17 protein-coding genes and 1 tRNA gene are annotated in these 20362 nt (G+C 40.0%); 9 read left to right on the top strand and 9 right to left on the bottom strand.

Annotated elements, in window-relative coordinates; translation table 11 throughout:
- Positions 1-17: 17 nt before the first annotated feature.
- Positions 18-1598, bottom strand: coding sequence for an ATP-binding protein (locus tag HNW13_RS11565; protein ID WP_192115402.1), 1581 nt, complete (start codon positions 1596-1598; stop codon positions 18-20).
- A 228-nt stretch (positions 1599-1826) separates the two neighbouring features.
- Between HNW13_RS11565 and HNW13_RS11560 the strand changes: the two genes are divergently transcribed.
- Positions 1827-2438, top strand: coding sequence for a superinfection exclusion B family protein (locus HNW13_RS11560; protein ID WP_101086225.1), 612 nt, complete (start codon positions 1827-1829; stop codon positions 2436-2438).
- Between the two features lie 435 nt (positions 2439-2873).
- Here HNW13_RS11560 and HNW13_RS11555 read toward each other — a convergent pair whose 3' ends face one another.
- The gene (locus HNW13_RS11555; RefSeq protein WP_101086224.1) at positions 2874-3005 is read right to left on the bottom strand and encodes a DUF3149 domain-containing protein; all 132 of its coding nucleotides are present in this window, start codon (positions 3003-3005) and stop codon (positions 2874-2876) included.
- Positions 3006-3403: 398 nt separating this feature from the next.
- Here HNW13_RS11555 and HNW13_RS11550 point away from each other — a divergent pair.
- Positions 3404-3488: transfer RNA gene (locus HNW13_RS11550), tRNA-Leu, on the top strand.
- Between the two features lie 131 nt (positions 3489-3619).
- On the opposite strand, the gene HNW13_RS11545 is transcribed toward HNW13_RS11550, so the two are convergent.
- The gene (locus HNW13_RS11545) at positions 3620-3829 is read right to left on the bottom strand and encodes a YegP family protein (protein ID WP_194956137.1); all 210 of its coding nucleotides are present in this window, start codon (positions 3827-3829) and stop codon (positions 3620-3622) included.
- Positions 3830-4221: 392 nt separating this feature from the next.
- Here HNW13_RS11545 and HNW13_RS11540 point away from each other — a divergent pair, with 392 nt between their 5' ends.
- Entirely contained in the window at positions 4222-4920 is a 699-nt protein-coding gene (locus HNW13_RS11540; RefSeq protein WP_192115403.1) for a hypothetical protein, read from the top strand.
- 101 nt (positions 4921-5021) lie between these two features.
- On the opposite strand, the gene HNW13_RS11535 is transcribed toward HNW13_RS11540, so the two are convergent.
- The 5 genes from HNW13_RS11535 to HNW13_RS11515 form a co-directional block, all read right to left on the bottom strand.
- Positions 5022-8888 (bottom strand): S8 family serine peptidase, encoded by a 3867-nt coding sequence (locus HNW13_RS11535; RefSeq protein WP_192115404.1) that lies wholly within the window; start codon positions 8886-8888, stop codon positions 5022-5024.
- Positions 8889-9180: 292 nt separating this feature from the next.
- Complete coding sequence (asnC, locus tag HNW13_RS11530; protein ID WP_011636002.1) at positions 9181-9642, bottom strand: transcriptional regulator AsnC; 462 nt, start codon at positions 9640-9642, stop codon at positions 9181-9183.
- Between the two features lie 100 nt (positions 9643-9742).
- On the bottom strand, positions 9743-10420 hold the full coding sequence (gene rluA, locus HNW13_RS11525; protein ID WP_192115405.1) for a bifunctional tRNA pseudouridine(32) synthase/23S rRNA pseudouridine(746) synthase RluA: 678 nt from the start codon (positions 10418-10420) through the stop codon (positions 9743-9745).
- 94 nt (positions 10421-10514) lie between these two features.
- Positions 10515-10805: a hypothetical protein gene (locus HNW13_RS11520; RefSeq protein WP_101086220.1), complete on the bottom strand. Its 291-nt coding sequence runs from the start codon at positions 10803-10805 to the stop codon at positions 10515-10517.
- A gap of 34 nt (positions 10806-10839) precedes the next feature.
- Entirely contained in the window at positions 10840-11259 is a 420-nt protein-coding gene (locus HNW13_RS11515) for a hypothetical protein (RefSeq protein WP_101086219.1), read from the bottom strand.
- 577 nt (positions 11260-11836) lie between these two features.
- On the opposite strand from HNW13_RS11515, the gene HNW13_RS11510 reads away from it, so the two are divergent.
- Positions 11837-12826, top strand: coding sequence for a 2-hydroxyacid dehydrogenase (locus HNW13_RS11510; protein WP_101086218.1), 990 nt, complete (start codon positions 11837-11839; stop codon positions 12824-12826).
- Positions 12827-12926: 100 nt separating this feature from the next.
- Entirely contained in the window at positions 12927-13664 is a 738-nt protein-coding gene (locus tag HNW13_RS11505) for a dienelactone hydrolase family protein (protein WP_162022242.1), read from the top strand.
- 382 nt (positions 13665-14046) lie between these two features.
- On the opposite strand, the gene HNW13_RS11500 is transcribed toward HNW13_RS11505, so the two are convergent.
- Positions 14047-14610 (bottom strand): mechanosensitive ion channel domain-containing protein, encoded by a 564-nt coding sequence (locus HNW13_RS11500; RefSeq protein WP_192115406.1) that lies wholly within the window; start codon positions 14608-14610, stop codon positions 14047-14049.
- 150 nt (positions 14611-14760) lie between these two features.
- Between HNW13_RS11500 and HNW13_RS11495 the strand changes: the two genes are divergently transcribed.
- From HNW13_RS11495 to HNW13_RS11480, 4 genes are all read left to right on the top strand, one after another.
- Positions 14761-15504, top strand: a complete 744-nt coding sequence (locus HNW13_RS11495; protein WP_101086215.1) for a fused MFS/spermidine synthase — start codon at positions 14761-14763, stop codon at positions 15502-15504.
- 242 nt (positions 15505-15746) lie between these two features.
- Positions 15747-16316, top strand: a complete 570-nt coding sequence (gene ahpC / locus HNW13_RS11490; RefSeq protein WP_101086214.1) for an alkyl hydroperoxide reductase subunit C — start codon at positions 15747-15749, stop codon at positions 16314-16316.
- A gap of 115 nt (positions 16317-16431) precedes the next feature.
- Complete coding sequence (ahpF, locus tag HNW13_RS11485; RefSeq protein ID WP_192115407.1) at positions 16432-17997, top strand: alkyl hydroperoxide reductase subunit F; 1566 nt, start codon at positions 16432-16434, stop codon at positions 17995-17997.
- Between the two features lie 487 nt (positions 17998-18484).
- Positions 18485-20086: a HAMP domain-containing methyl-accepting chemotaxis protein gene (locus HNW13_RS11480; RefSeq protein WP_243756247.1), complete on the top strand. Its 1602-nt coding sequence runs from the start codon at positions 18485-18487 to the stop codon at positions 20084-20086.
- The last annotated feature ends 276 nt before the right edge of the window (positions 20087-20362 follow it).

The raw sequence follows: 20362 nt of genomic DNA, 5'->3' as shown, positions 1-20362 counted from the left end.
TAGTGTAAATTTGTCGGTTATCTCGGCACACTAATCACGAACATTGGCCCTCCTAGTGGTGACGTAGCAACATAACAGATATTACCCTTGAGCTGAGTCACCGCGTTAAACGCTGCCGCTAGCCCTAAACCTACTCCTCCTTTGTGACGAGCTGTGGTGAAGAAGGGTTCGAAAATATGTTCGACGATGTCATTAGGAATAACCGCGCCATTATTTTGAATTTCGATTTGGATACTGTCTGGCTCAGCAACGACATTGATGTAGATTTTCGCTTGCGAAACATCCTTAAACGCATGCAAAAAGGCATTTGATACCACATTAGTGATAGCTTGGCTTAATAAACTGGCATTATTATTAAGTTGCAACTGCTTATCCAAACTGGTGGTTATTTCGACGTCTTGCGGTGAAAATATCATTAATGTTGAATCAGTAATATCGCGTAATAGATTGCTCAAATTAAAGACGGTGTTTTTCTCGTGGCTTTGTTCTGCGGCAATAGATTTAAATTGTTGGATCAAATAACTGGCACGAGTGATATTACTGACGATTAACTGACTGCTTTGTTGGTATTGCTCTAAAATCCCATTAATTTGTTCTAAAGTGGCATCATCGCTATGGATTAATTTGATCAACTCTTCTATGTGAGACAATTGCGAGCTGGCAGCCGTTAAGCAAATACCGATAGGGGTATTAATTTCATGAGCTACGCCGGAAACTAACCCACCTAGTGCCGCCATTTTTTCTTTTTCAACCAGAACTTGTTGTGTTCGTTTTAACATTTGCAATGATTGTTCAAGTTCTCTGGTTTGTTCTTTTACCTGGCGCGCGAGCTCATCTTTATAGCTGCGTTCTAATAGCAGTAAGCGATCGCGATCTTCAAGTGCGTGCTGAAGATCGATTTTTGATTGGTGCAATGCTTGATAAGAGCCTCTTATTTGCCGTTGCATGGTATTAACCGCATCGGCTACCAAACTGAATTCATCAAGTTGCGGCTTACGATTAAAATCCAAAGGAGTAAAGTCGTGGTCTAAGCTAATATCATCGCAATATTGGCTTAGTTGACGAAGATGTTTGGTCACATTGAACCACACCAGAAGCAAGATAAAGCCAGCCACTAAGAAGGTTTTGATCGCGTTGGATAATAAAATCAGTATTGCTTTATCATACAAACGATCATATATGACATTTAGATCAGCTTGTACGATGAGTGTCCCAACAGGAATATGTTCATTATTGGTATAAATTAATGGGTATTGTTTCTCAATAACAGCCGTTTTCTTATATACACCAAAGTGCCATTCTTGATTCGTGTCATCACGGATAGAAATATAGTTTATGTCAGGTAATTGACTTAAACCACGGAGCTGCGTGTCGATTAAATGTTCATCTATTACCCATATACTGGCTGCCAGCACTTCTAAATTTACCGCTTCTATATTCGAAAAAACGCGATCAATTCTACTTACATCACTTTGATAATCACTTACGAGCTGATAAGCCGTCGTCACGAGGGTAATTAAAGAACTAAAGATCACGATAGAAAGCGTCAGTTTTCGAGCTATTGGACTTCGCAGTAACTGTTTTATGGATATCAGCATAGTTTCTTCATTGTGATTTATAAATAGGGAGGATCTACCGATGAAAGTATTTATTCTACAATGCATTTCGCCAGTGTTAGTTCGGGTTTCATACCTTGGTTCAAGCATAGCCTGATAGGCCATATATAGTATGAAAAAATAAATAAATATCAGCTAATCAATTATTTTTTCTGGCATATATTTTGCTTTGCCTTAGTAAGCTCAAAAATCTGACACTGCGGGTAAGCTATGATGAAAATGAAAGTAGGTTCAATAAAGTTATTGAATAGTAAGCGTTTGTTCGTAAGTTCTATGTCATGGCTTATTGTAACATGTGCTAGTTTATTGTTTGCGCCTAAAGATTTATTGGCGTTTTTATCGTTAGACCAACTCGTTAATCAATATGGTCAGTTTATTGGCTTAGGGTTGATTATGGGAGTGGCATATTTTTTAAGCCAGATTTTTGCCTTTGTCGTCGATGAGGCCATCGTATATTTACGTCAAAAACGTACCGTAGAAACTATTGACGCAAAAGTGAAACTACTGGACCCTGCTGAAAGAGCCTTGCTACGGGAATTCTTTTTACAAGGACAAACTATTTTAACCTTGCCACAAAATGAATTAGCGGTTAAAAATTTAGTTAATACCAGCATACTTGAAATGCTTGGAAACGAGCGTCACTATGCGATTCAAGGGCCAACGGCTGAATACAAAATTTCGATGCAAGCACGTAATTATTTAAATCGTGATGTACTCCGTTTACCAGCGGGTGAACCCAGTGCAGAAGAAATGAGTTACCTGATTAAAACGCGACCACATTTTATTAATGGATTGATTCAATCACGTAAGCATGCAGTGTAATACCAATCTCATTAAATATCTGTTCAATTCAGAGTCTCTCAGGTTTTTCAATTCAAGGCGTATTGATGTAGAAATGGTTGTTCCCTTTTTAATCGATACAACACAGAAGTGGAATACCTGAGAGACTCCATTCTGGCGGGTTTCAAAGTCCTTTATGCTTCGTTAGATGTTTTCAAAATAGAATCACTATTCGCTTCAATCATCTGCCTTGCCTACAACACTTTGAACTCCCGCTGAAAGATCACATATTTAATAGGATTGGTATAATAGCGCGGAAAATAGTGCTGTAGATGAATAAAAAAGATGGGGGCGTATAAAGCCCCCATTCTGGCATAAAAACACATCATGTGTTTTGTCGCCAATGTATCATTCACAAGGAAGTATCCATATTGGATATGAATAATAAGCAGTAAAAAACTTAACCTATTAAGAGACTCACTTAGTAGGTGCAGACTTCACAATAAACATCCACATTAGATAAGACATTATTCCAAAGGTACAAAAAATTACCATCATAGAAAGTAATCCTATTGCGTTACCAAACATTAAATCTAACCAAAATGCCATGATATTTATCCTTTAGGTTGTGAAGACGTGATCATCATAAAGTCAAAATAACGTCGTTATACTGATCTTGATCAATCTTCAGCCGTCATGATGTTAACTTAGTGTAAAATTGCTAATTAGCTCACAAAAAAACACAATCCATCTCAATAGAGGGTGATGAATGACTTTTGACCAATTGAGTGTTTTTTATAGAAAATAATAGGTAAAGGGCTTGCCATTATTAAATGCAACGGTATAATCGCCAGCACTTAATTGTCACAATGATTGTTACGACAAGTATTGTTTGGTTAGCATTAAATAGAGTACTTGCAGTTAGGATTAAATTACGAGTATTGTTTTGCAAAGATATTTGGATTTCTCAGATTACTTTGCAAAGCTAACATAGCTACTAAGTCTTTGCCTGAGTGATGAAATTGGTATACATGGGGGATTCAAAATCCCCTGCTTCGCGGCGTGTCGGTTCGAGTCCGACCTCAGGTACCATCATTTGAAAGCCCCGTCCTTAATTGAACGGGGCTTTTTTTATGCTTATAATTCAATGGTAAGTGATACAAGTTTGTTGCTGTAAGCCGTTAGAGTGCGAATGCATTCATTTAAGCTTGAGCTGATAGATTTTATCCAGCGGTTAAGTCTTTTATTGTAGATGTATTTCCATTTTCCATTACTGAACGTATGCCATTATCTCTACCTGAAGTGCTCGAATACATTTGGCTTGTGCCAATGATTTGATGATTAGCCGCTTTTAGGTTGAAATAAGGCTTATCGTTCTTTGCTGTTTCTTTAGCAAGGATATTTTGGCTGTGAGAGTTTTTATGCTGACTCAATACTATTCTTTACGCCACTTTTAACTGTTTAAAGTTCGCTTGTCAGGGTGACTTCTCCTTTTCTGTCTTTAACTCAATTTGAACTATAATGATGAATCATTATAGGGTTTCTTCGCATTATCTCATTCCATTTCTGTTTAAGATAAAATGGCTTAAAAATGTGAGTTGATTCATTTATAAGCTAAATTAATATCATATAAACAAAGTTTAATATAATTGTTAATATATTTAATTTTTAATAAAGCATTATAAATCAAATTGTTATGTTTATTCGGTGGTCTATCGGTATGACATTTTTTGTTTTTGCTCTTATACAGTATTGCGATTGCACATGTTGGGTATTAGTTTGACCTATCTTCGTCACTTTTTGACGCTTATAAGAAGGAGTTTCCATGCAAGCACAATTTAATGTTCAAATTGGTTCTTTTCGTAAAATCAATAAGATCCCGAATGCTTGGTCAAATGAAGACTACCTTCAGTTGATGGCTATTATGGGCTTAGATGATGGCCTAGAAGGAATGGAGGCTACTGAACTTAGAGAAATGTGCATGATGTCTCTAAATGATTTAGAGGCCAATGAAGCAGCTAAAATCATCTTGACGCATTTATTCAGTGAATTAACTGAAGGTAAAATTGATCAGTTAAGTAATGACATGATCGGTGACAGAATGTGGGAAGAATATTCTGATTGCTTGCTCCATGAAGGTTTTTTTAGCGCTTATGCCTTATTGAGAGAAGCATTTAATGGTGTTTTTGCCGAGCCTACCGGTGTTGAGTTTATGGTTAATGTCACAGCAACTGACGCTGCAGAGTTAACTATTTTTGATGCGTCATTACATGCCTCGATGGTACGTCTTCTCGCATCTGGGTTATCTCCTGATGCACTATTGCATCGATTATATGAAGACCAAATTACCGGGACACAATTTCCAGAAGCCTTAGGGATATTGTGGAAGCTAGAATTAGTATCAAATGAAGGTTTATCTCGTCAGTTTAAGATGGTGAGTTCAGACTTCTGGTTTGGACAATTGGCGAATGTAGAGCTGTTTGAAGCTTCTGCTCATGCTGATGAATCGGATGAAGATGAATAACTAAGGTTATCTAGTTTGATATTTTTACCCAATAAAAAAACCAGCTGATAACAGCTGGTTTTTTTTACATCATTTAGGCTATGCCAAATTAATGATTACTATTATGAGTGCTTACGACGACGTAATGCAGCTAATGGTAGTAATAGTGCAGTTAACCAACCCATAGAACCACCAGAAGATTGCTCTACTTCCTCGGTAACATTAATGGTTGCAGTACCTGGTGCACTTGTCAGCTCACCGTCAGATGCAGTTACTGTGAAAGTGAAGGTGTCATCACCTACTGGAGCAGTAAACAGAATTGATGGACCACCGTTGGTAAAGCTAACACTCTTACCACCAGTTTGAACCCAATTATAAGTTAAAGCATCACCATCGATGTCTTTACCGTTTGCTTTTGCTGTTACTACAAATCCACCAGCGCTATTCATTCCTGAAGGCGCAACCGTTGGAGCATCATTAACGTTATTAACAGTAATAACGACTTGTGTAGGCGTGCTCAAATTCCCTTCTTCATCAGTTGATGTATAAGAGAATGTATCCGTGCCAGTGAAGTCAGCTGTTGGTGTATAAGTAAATGCACCATCTGCTGCTAACGTCAGTTCGCCATTAGTCACTTTATCAACAAGAACAACAGTGTCTAATTTTCCAGCAGGAGACACATCGATTAAGCGTTGAGCCTTAGCCGTCATGCCATCACCCGTTACTTGAGTACGAGCTACTTTTTGGTCTGGCTTAGTATCATTATCTAATACATTACCTTCCATAGAAGTATCTTCATCAAGTGAAGGGGTGTCAGTTTGGCCGAAGCTAAACTCAGTAACCATTGCTTTATAAGCAAGTTCAACACTACCTGCAGTTGTTGATCTTACTTCAACCCAGTCATCATTAGTAACAGATGTGCCTGCACCGTTAAAGTAATGAGTTGTACCTATGCTACCACTGATGTTTTCAGCGCCAATCGTTACGTTAGCTGGCATACCAGGAATATCGTAATAATTGAATGTGACTTCTTCAGTATCGCCAGTTTTTAACCACACGCTAAAGCTATACTGATCACCTGAAGGATCGCCCCAAAGTTGCGCATCATTCCATTCAACAACTAAGAATGAAGCTGTTCCAGTGCTCACAACACCAAGAGAGATTGCTCCACCACCAGTATCGCCAACTGTACCATCACTTAAATCAAAATCTGACCAGAATGGTGCAAGGATATTATTTGGATTTGAGCTATCAGGTAGTTCTTTATTAGCATAAGTGCCTGCAGTTGAACTATTACCAGGAATGACTATGCCGTTATCCGAAATAGTGATTTCTGTATAAGTTTGTCCATTGTACTTATAAGCTGGAACTGTAAATACAAATGTAGTTTCATCACAACCGTCTAAACAAGCAGGTGTTTGACTTAAGCCAAGAGCGGTAATATTAGGATATGTACCTGTGCCACTAGTCGTGACCATTTCAGGTAAATCCATTGAACCAACCCAAGTGACTACGCCAGTGTTTTCATCAACAGATAGACCATTTTGCGAGGCGCCGTTCAGGACCACAGATACATCATCTTTTGATGTAAGCTTAGTGCCTTTAGGAGCCGTAGCCGTAAGAGTTACCGTGTTTTCAAACATAGTGTTATTCACAACAGATTTTATTGTGAAAGGATCAGCAACAGAAATATCAGTGTCAGTTGTAAAAGCTGATATTAATGATGAATCACTTGACTCTTTAGCGAGTACAGCCAATGGAAGATGAGCATTTTGCTTTCCTTCAGTGCTGCTAATCATCACATTACCGAATATCCAATCACCATATTCACTAAATGTTGAATCAACAGTGACAGTGAAGGTTGCTGATGCACCCGCTTCAAGTTCAAGTGTTGATGGTGAAATCATTAGACCAGCAGTACCAGAACTTGCAGAAAGCGCCCAAGATGATTTTTCATCACTCTTGTTGTAAACCGTACGAGTAAAGGTACAGATACCGACACAAGAGTCTGCTGCAATTGAAGGCTTATCAAATGTTAATACTGCTTTTGCTGCAGCATCAAGATCCATGCGACCCGCACCCATATCAAAAGGAGTAGCCGGAGTTGATGCATCATAATCTAAAATACCATCAATTGTAGATGTGGACGTTAATGCTGTTTTAATGTCAATTGATGACCAATCTGGATGTAACTGGCTTAATAAAGCAGCAGCACCCGCCACATGTGGGCTGGCCATACTGGTACCAGTAATCATGTTAAAGTTTTCTCCACCATCGTCTGGTGAGAAAGCTGATAAAATATCTGTTCCTGGAGCTGCTAGATCAGGCTTAAGAATATTTTCATTACCATTTGGGCCACGAGAGCTAGACTGATTAATTGTATCTGCTAGGTTGCTTGCGACAATACGTTTAATTTCAGAACCAATAGTACCTTGAGTCGCTGTATCACCCATTGAATCAATAATTGCCATGGCATCATCTTGTGAGATCATAGCAGAAGGGAATGTAATGCCTGGAACTGACATAGATATTGGAGCACCAGCACGGTTGTTATAAACAACAACGGCAGTTGCGCCGGCAGCTTCAGCGTTGGTCACTTTATCGCTAAAGTTACAAGTACCACGTGAAATTAGTGCGATACCATCTTTAAATGAATCTGCAGCGAATGGATCACAACCTTCAAAGTTTTCGGCATCAATATTGAGTGCTGAAATAACTGGAGCAGTAATATCCATTTCAATAATGGTATCAGATCCTGGAATCGCTAATAAATCATCACCACCAACATTGAAGCTGTTAGCAAAATAACGGCCAGTCGTGCTGTTAGCTACAGTGATACCAGATTCAATACAACCAGGACAACCTACTGATTTAGCTGCGTTACCATCGTTACCAGCAGCACTTACTACAACAACACCAGCAGCTTCAGCAGCTTCAAACATTGTTTTATATGGGCTGCTTGCTGGATCTGCACCGGCTCCACCACCCCATGAGTTATTGATTACGTCTGCACCGTCATTAACAGCATGCTCTAATGCTTCCATCAGCATGATGTTAGAACCGCTGCCACCAGAACAATCTTCTGTAGAATACAGCGCTTTATAAGCCATTAAATATGCGGCTGGAGCAACGCCTGATAATGTAACATCAACACCTTGGAATGTTGTTTCTACCTTGTTGCCTACAGCAGTACCGGCAACGTGAGTACCATGACCACCAAACCCTAATGGGCTCATGTATTCATCTGCACATACCGCAAATGTTGGTTGTGACCAACGTGCAACAATTAATTTGTCGTTACAAAATGAACTATCAACAGTTGAACAGTAGTCATCTGTTGGCATCATCCCTGTTGGCGCTTCAAAACCTTCGCCTGAGAACATTGGGTTTTCAGGACGAATACCACCATCAATAATGGCAACACGAATACCTTTACCAGCATTTTCCATGCCCTCAACAGCATTCCACATAGCTTCACTGTTGATTATTTCATGTGAAGCATCCATGTTAGTGCTGTACATAGCTTCAGGGTATACAGAGATAACCCCTGGAATAGCCATTATTTGTTCAACAGTTAACCCTTGGCCAACAATAGTGACACCGTTAAATAATGTTGTAAATTGACGTTCAACTTTAGCATTTGAAGCAACCTTTGAAAGGGCCTTTGTAAATGCAGCTTGCTCGGCCTGCAGATGAGACACATAGCTTTTAACTGGAGCTGATTGAATGTCTAATTTGCTATTTTTATCTTTAATCGCGGTAGAAGCATAAGTTGAAATACCACCTTGATATTTTGCAATAGCAGGTGATTCTAGTTCAATAATATAACGCTGAGGAGCTTTGACATCGTTAATTTTAACCGCAGGTTTTTTGTTATGGTCAGTAGAAAGCAGTTCAATGCCTGCATGGTTAGAGCTATATTGAGTATTTGCATAAGTAGCACTTGATATTAGTGCTGCCGAAATGGCTAGGGCTAATTTTGTCTTCACAACTTCTTCCTTGTTTTTAGACACCACTCAATTTGAGGGGGATATCGCTGTAACACGATGAATATTAAGTGATGGTGTTTATAATATGTTCAGTTTTTTGCTGCACTCTATGGCACATCAGTAGCATTTGTAGCACAAAGATTTAACAAAAGTAATACTGTAACTTAAAAAAACGGCAATCAATTGTTAATAAGTATGTGCAGGTTTGTGATTGAAGTTGTGTTATTCACTAGTGGGAGTTGACAATTTAGGGGTTGATGCAGGGCTTGAGGGCTACTTAGCCCTCCATGATCTAGGGCTTTACCGATCTTACGATGGGATTTTGTAGGCTGATAAGTGTTTCTGTAGACTGGATTTCATCAATAGACTGAATACGATTAATCAGCACATGCTGCAATCCATCGATAGATTGGCACATTACCTTTACAAATACCGAGTAATTTCCGGTGGTGTAATACGCTTCCACTACTTCTTCTAATTCATTTAGCTTGGCAATAGCAGCCGGATAATCACCAGCACTCTTTAAATTGATGCCGATAAAGCAGCAAACATCGTAACCGAGCGCTTTGGGATTTACGGTAATTTGTGCGCCAGTAATAATGCCAGCTTGTTTCATTTTTTCAACGCGAACATGGATCGTTCCAGCACTGACATTAAAACGTTTCGCCAGTTCCGCAAAAGGTGTTCTGGCGTCTTGCATCAGTGCGGTAAGTATATGATTGTCTAATTCATCACGTTGAAATGAGCTATCCACGGTATAAAGCCTAATAAACCATTAATTGGTCATAAATCTACGACTTTCATTGCATAATAGCTACTAAAATTAGCATGGTTATTAACAATGTTTAATTTTGTTATTGATCCGCCGTAGGGGCCATGAACGTGACGGGAGACTCAAAATGCATTACTTGTTGAGAGTAGGGGTGAGTTATCGATAATGCCGCGGCATGAAGGAGTAACCTAGGTGATAAGCTTTTTGCTAAAGCATCGGCATAAAATCCATCACCAAGGATAGGGTGGCCTAATGCCATCATATGGACTCGAAGCTGATGCGAGCGTCCAGTAATAGGAGTGAGTTTGACTAATGTTGACTTAGCACCATAGCTTACGACTTCAACTAACGTCACCGAAGGCTTACCAACTGTGTGGTCTACTTTTTGTTTGGGTCTATTAGGCCAATCACAAATTAGCGGTAAATCGACTTTAGTGATACTGGTTTTCATATGACCAGCCACTCGAGCAAAATAGGTTTTGGTTGTTTCTCTATCACGAAATTGACGTTTTAATTCTCGTTCAGCACTGCGTCGTAGTGCGACGACAATAACCCCTGAGGTAGCCATGTCTAATCGGTGTACAATTTGCGCATTTGGATGTTCAGCTAAAACCCGAGAATAAATACTGTCATGATAAATAGCCTCTCTTCCTGGAACCGATAGTAGTCCAGAGGGCTTGTTTGCGACCAGAATATCCTTGTCTTGATACACAATATCTAGCCAAGGAGTGGTGGGTGGGTTGTAAATGAAATCAGCCATAGTTGCTCTCGTGAGTCAATTCGCGGCAAAGATACCGCTAGGGCTTATGATGTGCAAGTATAGAATGGTATTGCTGAAAGACTAAAACGACGATTTAAGAGAATGCATTGCCGTTGACGTGCATGATGGTGAATGTCCACACTACAAACGCAAGTGGGATATGTACCAATGCATAAAAGCATTGATCAAGACGACTCATACCTTTTGCTTGCCAAATTAAAAAAAGGTGCGCACCAATGACAGTTGGAAAGAGTACTAATAATGGATAAAGTGAAAATGGGCTAGCATCGGTGAAAATGGCGTGACTCATCAACGCCCAAGCCACCATAAAAGCGGTAGTCAATGGCGGCATAGCAATGCGATATTGGTCTGGGTAAGGGAACATCCCGTGTCCTTAGAGTCATCTCTGTTGTGGTGTATTAACCTTTTATTTCTTTTTTGCTCTGGATCACTTTTCGATGAACTATCGAGTAATGGCGTAATCCAGCGGGTCCATGAGATACAATAACAGATAATAAAATAATAAAGATGACTAATTCAGAATGACACTGACTTATTTGAATAAAAAATCCTAGTAGGATGACTTTTAGTAAGGTTAACACTCCTTTGAGTTGTATTAGCCAGCGCCAATCTCTAATGATCTCCCAACTCATTAGTAATACACCGGATACGATTGCAATAAGCCAATAGTTAAACCACAGAGATAACTCAAGATTGAAGATAATGCCACCACCACTGCCCACTACACCAATAATGTGCAGTGCTCTGAGTGCAGTTTTGCTTATCCGTTCAATCCAAAATCGGCGGTTTGATACTGGCAAATTCTTTTTCTGATTCATAGTGTCGTTGCTAGGTTAACATTGCGGTAACATTAGCAATTTTACCCCGTTAAAACAGTGATGGGTACAGCAGTTTTTTTTATTTTCAATATGATTATTCAATTTAATTAATGAATGCCTTAAGTAGATGTTCTTTATCATGTGTTCTAGCTTACTAGGTATCTCTTAAGAGCGTCTCTACTCTAGATTATTTGAAGTAGAGTGAAATGAGAATATGTTGATGAACAAATGAAATCGACATTCGCTATGTTTAGTTTCCGGCTGTATCAAGGCGTCACGAATGTGGCTCCAGAGAACTTGGCTAAATCCGTGTTGATATGGGAAAGAAATGGATGAGGTTTATAACGCTAAAAGGATGTTTTTTGTGGGCGTTACAAGCAAACTATACTGCAGAGTGATTATTGTTGTCGTTGCTATTAACAAGGGAGAGTCTGGATCACAATTTCATCTTTATCCCGTGTGATATTGACGACAATAACTGTTAATTCACATACAATTAGCCTCTGTTTTGAGCGTGACTATTGCATTCAATAGTAGTAAACGATCGCGATAGCGCCATTAACGCATTTGGAGCCTTATGAGAATTGGATTTTTTAGCGCAAAGCCTTACGACATTCGCCATTTCAATAGTATTAACGAAACCTTTAAGGTTGATATTGAATTCTTTGATTACCGACTTTGCATGCAAAACGTAAAATTAGCAGAAGGCTATGAAGTCGTGTGCGCGTTCGTCAACGACTCTTTATGTGAAGAAGTGTTAGTTGAGTTGGAAAAAGGCGGTACAAAAATAATCGCCATGCGTTGTGCTGGCTTTAATAATGTCGATCTGATTGCTGCCGAGCGATTAGGGATGAGAGTCGTTAACGTACCAGCATATTCACCTGAGTCAGTCGCCGAGCATTCAGTGGCCTTAATGTTGACCTTAAATCGTAAAATTCATAAAGCTTATCAACGCACTCGTGATGCCAATTTTGCGTTGTCGGGTTTAGTCGGATTTAACATGTTTGGCAAAACCGTTGGGGTGATTGGTACGGGTAAAATTGGTTTGGCCACCATTAAAATTTTATTAGGTTTTGGCTGTAAAGTGATCGCCCACGATCCTTATCCAAACCAAGCGGTAATTGATCTTGGCGTCGAATATGTCTCATTAGAAAGCCTGTATCCTCAATGCGATATCATTAGTTTGCATTGTCCGTTGACCAAAGATAACCATCATTTACTCAACAAGGTCAGTTTTAGCCAAATGAAGCAAGGTGTGATGGTGATTAACACCAGCCGCGGCGGACTATTAGACGCTTTTGATGCGATGGAAGCGTTAAAAGATGGCCAAATTGGCTCGTTAGGGCTTGATGTATATGAAAATGAAAAAGGATTATTTTTCGAAGATAAATCAAATGAGATTATTCAAGATGATATCTTCCGTCGTTTGTCTGCTTGTCATAATGTGATTTTTACCGGTCACCAAGCCTTTTTAACTGAAGAGGCATTAAATGCGATAGCCTCAACAACATTAACGAATGTGACTCAGTTGACCACAGGGCAAACCTGTAATAATGAGCTATTTTAATTCGTACGGGTTAACCGGAATATTTACGAGTACATAGACTATAATCACACTCTGCCCAGCTTGATAAATCTTAGGCGTAGTGCAAAATAAATGGAACATTATGATTACAACAACTGAAATTCACGACATTAAAACGGCTACGGGCTTAATGCGTACCACGCTTTATCGTCCAGACACTAAAGGCCAATTTGCGACCATTATTTTCTACTCAGAAATATTTCAGCAAACCGCGCCTATTGCTCGCTCAGCGGCAATCTTAGCCGGTCATGGTTTTGTTGTATTAGTACCAGAAGTGTTTCATGAGCTAAATCCTATCGGAACCGTGTTGGCTTATGATGAAGTCGGTAAAGATAAAGGTAATGCAGACAAGTGGGCCAAGCCTTTGGAACATCATGACAGTGACACTTGTGCGTTAGTTGACTTTGCACGGGCACAGTCATTTTGCAGTGATAAAGTCGGCGCTATGGGTGTTTGTATCGGTGGTCACTTAGCTTACCGCACCGCACTTAATCCAGACATCAGCGGTGCTTTTTGTTTATATCCAACCGACATTCATTCAAACACATTACCTTGCCAAGAAGGCAATGATTCATTAACCCGTACTGGTGATATAAAAGGCGAGTTAGTGATGGTGTTTGGTAAGCAAGATCCGCATGTTAGTAAAGAAGGGCGAAAGCTTATTTACCAAAAGCTTGAACAGGTAAATGCAAACTTTACTTGGCAAGAGGTCAATGCACAGCATGCCTTTATGCGTGATGAAGGCGAGCGTTACGATGCTGCTTTGGCTTTGCAAATGTATTTACAAGCGGTGGCATTTTTTCATCGAGTATTAAACTAGTTTTATTGCATGTCTGCGTTGAGCTTAAGTACACATATACCCAAGCCACTTCAACATGCTCGCTTCAGAGCTCCCGTAGGATAACGGAACAAGGCAGTGATTGAACAGAATGGTGACGCTCTGTTTAAGATCACTATTTCTAGGTTCTAGGTTCTAGGTTCTAGGTCGCTTCGCGGCTAGATCCTATAAAATCTTAGCAGCGAAGCGGTCCCATCCCTGAGCGCAGCGTTCGCTTGTTATCGCTTGTTATCTCTTGCTATCGTGTCTGAAACAGCCCGTAGGCACGCTATTCCTAGACCCTTGAACTCTGTCACTTCTGGGCATGCACAATCTTGTATTTCGAGGTCGTTTGGGTATAAACCATCAAGTGGCTGCCTGGGGATTACTTTAACCACCGCGCTCGGTTTGCATTAATCTTCGCTTTAGTTTTGTTGCTTGTTGAAAGCGCGCTTGATGTTCGAGGTTCGGGTAATTTAATCACCGCTTTTTGTAGCATTAAGCTATTAGGGTAAGTCATTACATCGCCGATATCTCGTTTGATCAATACGTGAAACAAACTAATTTCAACAATAATGCCACTCATATCTTTTTCTTTATCAACAATTTTTATTCGATCGCCAATACGATACGGAAATGCAAAAAAGATTAATACACCAGCAGTGATGTTGCTCAATATCGACCATTGAGCAAATAGCGCCACGCCTAATACCGCAAAGGCTGAAGACACAAATAGCGACACCTCTTGATAGCCTAACCCTAATGACACCGCCATGACGGATATCGTCACAAAAAACAACAAATAAGAAATCAAACGGGTAATTAAACGGCTACGTACTTCACTGACTTGTTTCTTTTCAGCTTGCAAATGGATCCATTTATTAACCTGACGTTGGGCAAAAAAGAACACCGCCAAATAAATAAAGATCATCAATAAATGGTTAAACATGTCAATTCCCTATCTCGTAATGATAATAAAACATTGTGTTACATACGCTATTTGACGCGAACTTCGGCCAGCATTCTGGGGTATAATAGAGTTTTAAAGTAGAAAAATCTTGCTGTCGTATATTAAGCAAGACTCCTCACTGAGTGAAGTATGTCCGATTATAAAGTATTGCACGTCGACGGTGATAGATTTGGTGATTTTTGTGTACTCGACGATGGCGATTATCGGGTTTTATCATTTGGTGATAATGATGAACAAAGTAAAATGGATAAGAGCCAACCACATGTACCGCAACATACCTATGTTCAAGCCATGTTGGCTGTGTTGTTATTTTCGCAACCGAAAAGTGTCATTATTTTAGGCTTAGGAGGCGGGGCATTAGTGCATTCTCTGAGGCATTTTGATGCGGCAATTAAGATTACCGCCGTTGAATTGCGCCAACAAGTTATTGAAGTCGCTAAGCGCTTTTTTCAATTACCCTTGAGTAAAAAGCTCACTGTATTACATCAAGATGCGTATGAGTTTTTAGCCCAAGCAGAGCACAAAAAAGTGGATGTCATTTTTGCCGATATCTACAGTGACAAAGGCGTAGATAAACAACAACTGTCTACTCAATTTATTGAACAAACAAAACAGCTACTCAAAACCGATGGTTTTTTAGTGTTAAATTGCTGGAAAGAACACAGCCGTGATTTACAGTTACGTGACACACTTCATGCACATTTTAACCAAGTCTTTGCATGTTTAACTGGCGGCGGAAATTGGGTGGTGTTTGCCACTAATAAAGCGAATTGTTTTTCTGCTGCTAATAATAAGCAGGAGCTCCAAACGCTTTCACAAAAACTTGAAATTAATGTCAGTCGCGTACTGACAAGATTTGGTCCATGGGAATAATTCCCGCCTGTAAGTATCATTAAGCGAATACCGACCTATGTCGGTATTTGTTTTTTACGCTCTAGGATTTATCTAACCAGATAGTTCAATATGAAAAACCGATTAAGGTGATAGTTTTTATCCGTTATACTTAATTGATGTCGATCGCTATTATGACTACATCAGATGACGAGCACAGTTTGTTTGCCATCACCGAAACCATATTGGTATCGGGTTTAATGTAAATCTAAATGGAGCATGACATGACACAATCTATCATCAATAGCACTATCAAACCTTTCAAAGCAACTGCATTCCACAATGGTGCTTTCGTTGAAGTTACCGAGCAAGATTTATTAGGCAAGTGGGCAGTAGTATTTTTCTACCCAGCTGACTTTACTTTTGTATGTCCAACTGAATTGGGCGACATGGCTGACCATTATGAAAAGTTACAAGCAATGGGCGTTGAAGTTTACTCAGTATCAACTGACACTCACTTTACCCACAAAGCTTGGCATTCAAGTTCAGACACAATCGGCAAAATTACTTACCCAATGATTGGTGACCCAACTGGTGTTATCACTCGCAACTTTGGTGTAATGATTGAAGAAGATGGTTTAGCACTTCGCGGTAGTTTCGTTATCAACCCTGAAGGCCAAGTTAAAGTCGCTGAAATTCATGACCTAGGTATTGGCCGTAGCGCTTCTGAACTAGTTCGTAAAATTCAAGCTGCACAATATGTTGCAACTCACGATGGCGAAGTATGTCCAGCTAAATGGCAGCCAGGTGAAGAAACATTGGCTCCTTCAATTGACCTAGTGGGTAAAATCTAACCACTAAGTTTACCCTTAGGTTAGTAATATCATCTCCAGCTAGTCGGTGTTCCCCCCCCGGCACTGACTAGCACTTTTAAAATTATCGATTATTACCCATTTTTTAGGAGTTGTTATGTTAGATGCGAATGTAAAAAATCAACTGAAAACCTATCTGCAAAACCTCAAGCGCCCAGTTGAACTTGTCGTATCTGCAGATGACTCAAACAAAGGCAAAGAATTAACCAGCCTAGCCCAAGACATTATTGACTCATCAGACTTAGTTTCAGTCACGTATCAGCAAGGTCAGCGTACACCAAGTATGAGTGTGATTAACCCACAAGCTGCAACCAACATTACCTTTGCTGGATTGCCAATGGGTCATGAATTTACCTCCCTAGTGTTAGCGCTATTACACAGCGGCGGACATCCGATTAAGTTGGATGCGGATATCATTGAACAAATCCGCCAATTGCCTGGTGAATTCCATTTTGAAACCTATATTTCGTTAAGTTGCCAGACCTGTCCTGAAGTGATCCAAGCACTGAATATGATGGCGGCAATTAACCCAAATATTACTAACGTGATGATTGACGGTGCGCTTTTCCAACAGGAAGTGAGCGATCGCAATATCATGTCAGTGCCATCAGTATTTTTAAACAGCGAAGCCTTCTCTGTAGGTGCTATTAGCGTTGTTGAAGTACTGAATAAGTTAGATAAAAATGCTGCAGGCAGACAAGCTGAGCAGTTAAACCAAAAATCAGTTTTTGATATGTTAGTGATTGGTGGCGGCCCAGCAGGTGCTGCAGCGGCAATTTATTCTGCTCGTAAAGGGTTAAACACCGGTATCGTAGCGGAGAAATTTGGCGGCCAAGTTGCCGAAACCGTAGGTATTGAGAACTTTATTTCAGTGTCTAAAACCGAAGGCCCTAAACTAGTTGCTAACCTTGAAGCCCACGTTAAGGATTATGAAGTCGACATTATGCAAAACCAACGAGCGTTGAGTTTAGCTAAAAATGGCCTGCTTGATGTGACCTTAGAAAGTGGCGCAACGCTGCGCAGTAAAACGATAATTTTGGCAACTGGTGCACGTTGGAGAGAAATGAACGTTCCTGGTGAACAAGAGTACCGTAATAAAGGCGTAGCGTATTGCCCACACTGTGACGGCCCATTATTTAAAGGTAAGCGTGTTGCGGTTATTGGTGGCGGTAACTCTGGTATTGAAGCGGCTATCGATTTAGCCAATATCGTTGAACACGTCACCGTACTTGAGTTTGACAGTAAGTTACGTGCCGATGAAGTGCTACAGCGCAAAGCTAAATCAATGGGTAACATCACCATTATTACCCAAGCGATGACCACAGAAGTAAAAGGTGATGGTACCCGTGTAACCAGTTTGATCTACACCGATCGTGCAACAGGTGAAAGCAATACCGTTGTCTTAGCCGGTATCTTTGTCCAAATTGGTTTAGTTCCTAATACTGAATGGCTAAAAGGTGTGGTTGATATGACCCCTCGCGGCGAAATTATAGTCGATGAGCGTGGCCAAACATCTATCCCTGGTGTATTCGCCGCAGGTGATGTAACCAATACCCCGTTTAAGCAAATCATTATTGCTATGGGCAGCGGCGCAACAGCATCACTGGGTGCATTTGATTATCTGATCAGACATTCAGAAGAAGAGGATGTAAAAGCTGCATAGCAGATTGTAAGATTTGTTATATGTGGTTTTATATCAACCACCGAATAAAAATAGCCTGCATTTTGCAGGCTATTTTTTTGTATTTTCATTTACAACCTTACATTGTATGGATTGGTTGTTTATCAATAACGGATAAAGAAATTGATATATTAGAAAATTTTCAAGTATATTGAACTTAGGTCGATAGCCTTTACGTACACCTTTACGTACACCTTTACGTAAATATAAAAATAGATAGTCATTTACACATGAGCTTTATCTCGTTAGATAGTATTTTTATAACAATAAAATACTATCAGCTGTAGTGAATTGACTAAGGGTTGATGTTAAACGGTATCCGTCGCAACACAATAATAGCCTCAAGGATTGAGACTCGGTATCACGGTTCTCAATAGCAATATCTCTGTAGTTGTATTGATAAGCTCTACATTTGTTTTATCTTCATTTGATTATCGCTTGGGGGCGGAATATGAATTGGTTTAGTAACATGTCAATCTTCAAAAAGGTTGGATTGATTTTTGTTTTATCGGTTATTATTTTTGCCGTTAACCTTGGTATTAGCACCGTTGCGATTAATAAAAATCGCGACACCTTGTCTTTCATGGAAACCAAGGTGGCAAACCGGGTTGAACTTGCAAACCAAAACGTCATTTATGTACAACGCTTAGATGAGTTATATACCCAAGCGGTATCGTTTGCAGATGAAGATTTGCTCGAAAACGCCAATAAAACGTTTGTTTCACTTAACGAGAATTTAACCGACTTATCAACTACCGATAAGCAAGAGACTGCCGCTTTATCGCAATTATCTAACAGCCTCAATGAATACAATACCATGACACTGTCATTGGCAAGAGGCATGCTTGATGGCACGATCGATATGGCAGATGTGGGACAAATCAGTCAGAAAAAAGCTAAAATTTTCGATAAACTGACCAACGGAATTACTGTTTATAAAGCCGACAAAGTGGATGAGTTTAGCTCTACCATTAAAGAGGCTGGCGACCGTTCAGAACAAAGTTTATATCTTTCATTTAGTATCGGTATCGCATTATTGGTGTTTATGGCGCTTGCTACTATTTCGATTGCTCGTTCCATCAGTGGTTCTGCTGGTGATGTGGCAAGTTCATTGGGTGAGTTAGCAGATGGTAAAGGTAACTTGCGTCATCAATTGACGGTTGCAGGTACTGATGAACTAGGACAAGTATCAAGCAATTTTAACCGTTTTTTACGTTTATTGGCGGACTCTATACAACAAGTCGTCAGTGTTACCAGTCCATTATTAGACAGTGCGTCATCGTTAAAAGAACGTATGGCTGTTGCGACTAAGGCAACCAAGCAACAAAGCCACGATGCTAAAGCCGTGCATATGTCGATGGAAGAAATGCGCCACTCGGTGAATGACATTTCACACAGTGCACAGCAAGCGGCAGAAGCGGCACAAGTTGCTGAGCGAGAAGCTACAGAGGGCTTAGCTGTAGTACAACGTACAGTGAGAATTTCTCAAGAACTCAACTCAGGTATTGAGTTGGCATCGAACTCAATTCATGAGTTAGCTAAAGACACCGAAAGTGTCGGCTCAATTTTGAACGTGATTACCTCTATTGCAGATCAAACAAACTTATTGGCGTTAAATGCCGCCATTGAAGCCGCTAGAGCGGGTGAGCATGGACGTGGTTTTGCTGTTGTTGCTGATGAAGTTCGCGCACTGGCGTCTAAAACGGCAGACGCGACTAAAGAAATCCGTGGCGTATTAGAAAAGCTTAAAATCGCAGCTGAATCATCGGTGAGCACTATGGATGTGGCGATTACTAAGTCATCAGAAAACGAGCGTTATGCTAAAGACACCGGTGAAGTCTTAAGCTCAATTCAATCTAAAATTGTCAGTATTAATAGTATGAATACTCATATTGCTTCAGCGACTGAACAACAATCTTTGGTAGCTGCACATGTGGCGAATAATGTGATTGAAATGAATGCATCATTTGAACAAACACTGGGAATTCTTGCCGAAGTGCAGGGCATTTCAGAAGGGTTAGACGGTTTTGCTAATGAGCTTAACCACGCTACCTCACAGTTTAAATTGTAATATTGCTGACAATTCAGATCCAAATGTGAGTGGTACACGATAAAAAAACGCACAGAGAAATCTGTGCGTTTTTTATTTTATCCAGCACCAAAAAGCCTTCTGCTCCGCAGTGTTTATCCTCTCTGCCTGACGACATATGTTGCACATAAACAGTTTCTGGCTGTTTGCTGCATTGTTAGCCGCCATTTTTGAATTATTTAGCGTATTATAAAGCCAATTTTTGTGGGGGAAAATTGCCTCCAGCCTGCATTTGTTTTACTTTATTTAAATTGAATA

The organism is Shewanella sp. BF02_Schw (genome assembly GCF_014596695.2).
Taxonomy (GTDB): Bacteria; Pseudomonadota; Gammaproteobacteria; order Enterobacterales; family Shewanellaceae; genus Shewanella.
The sequence above is the reverse complement of the archived record's forward strand: the minus strand, read 5'-3'. Positions and strand labels throughout refer to the sequence as shown.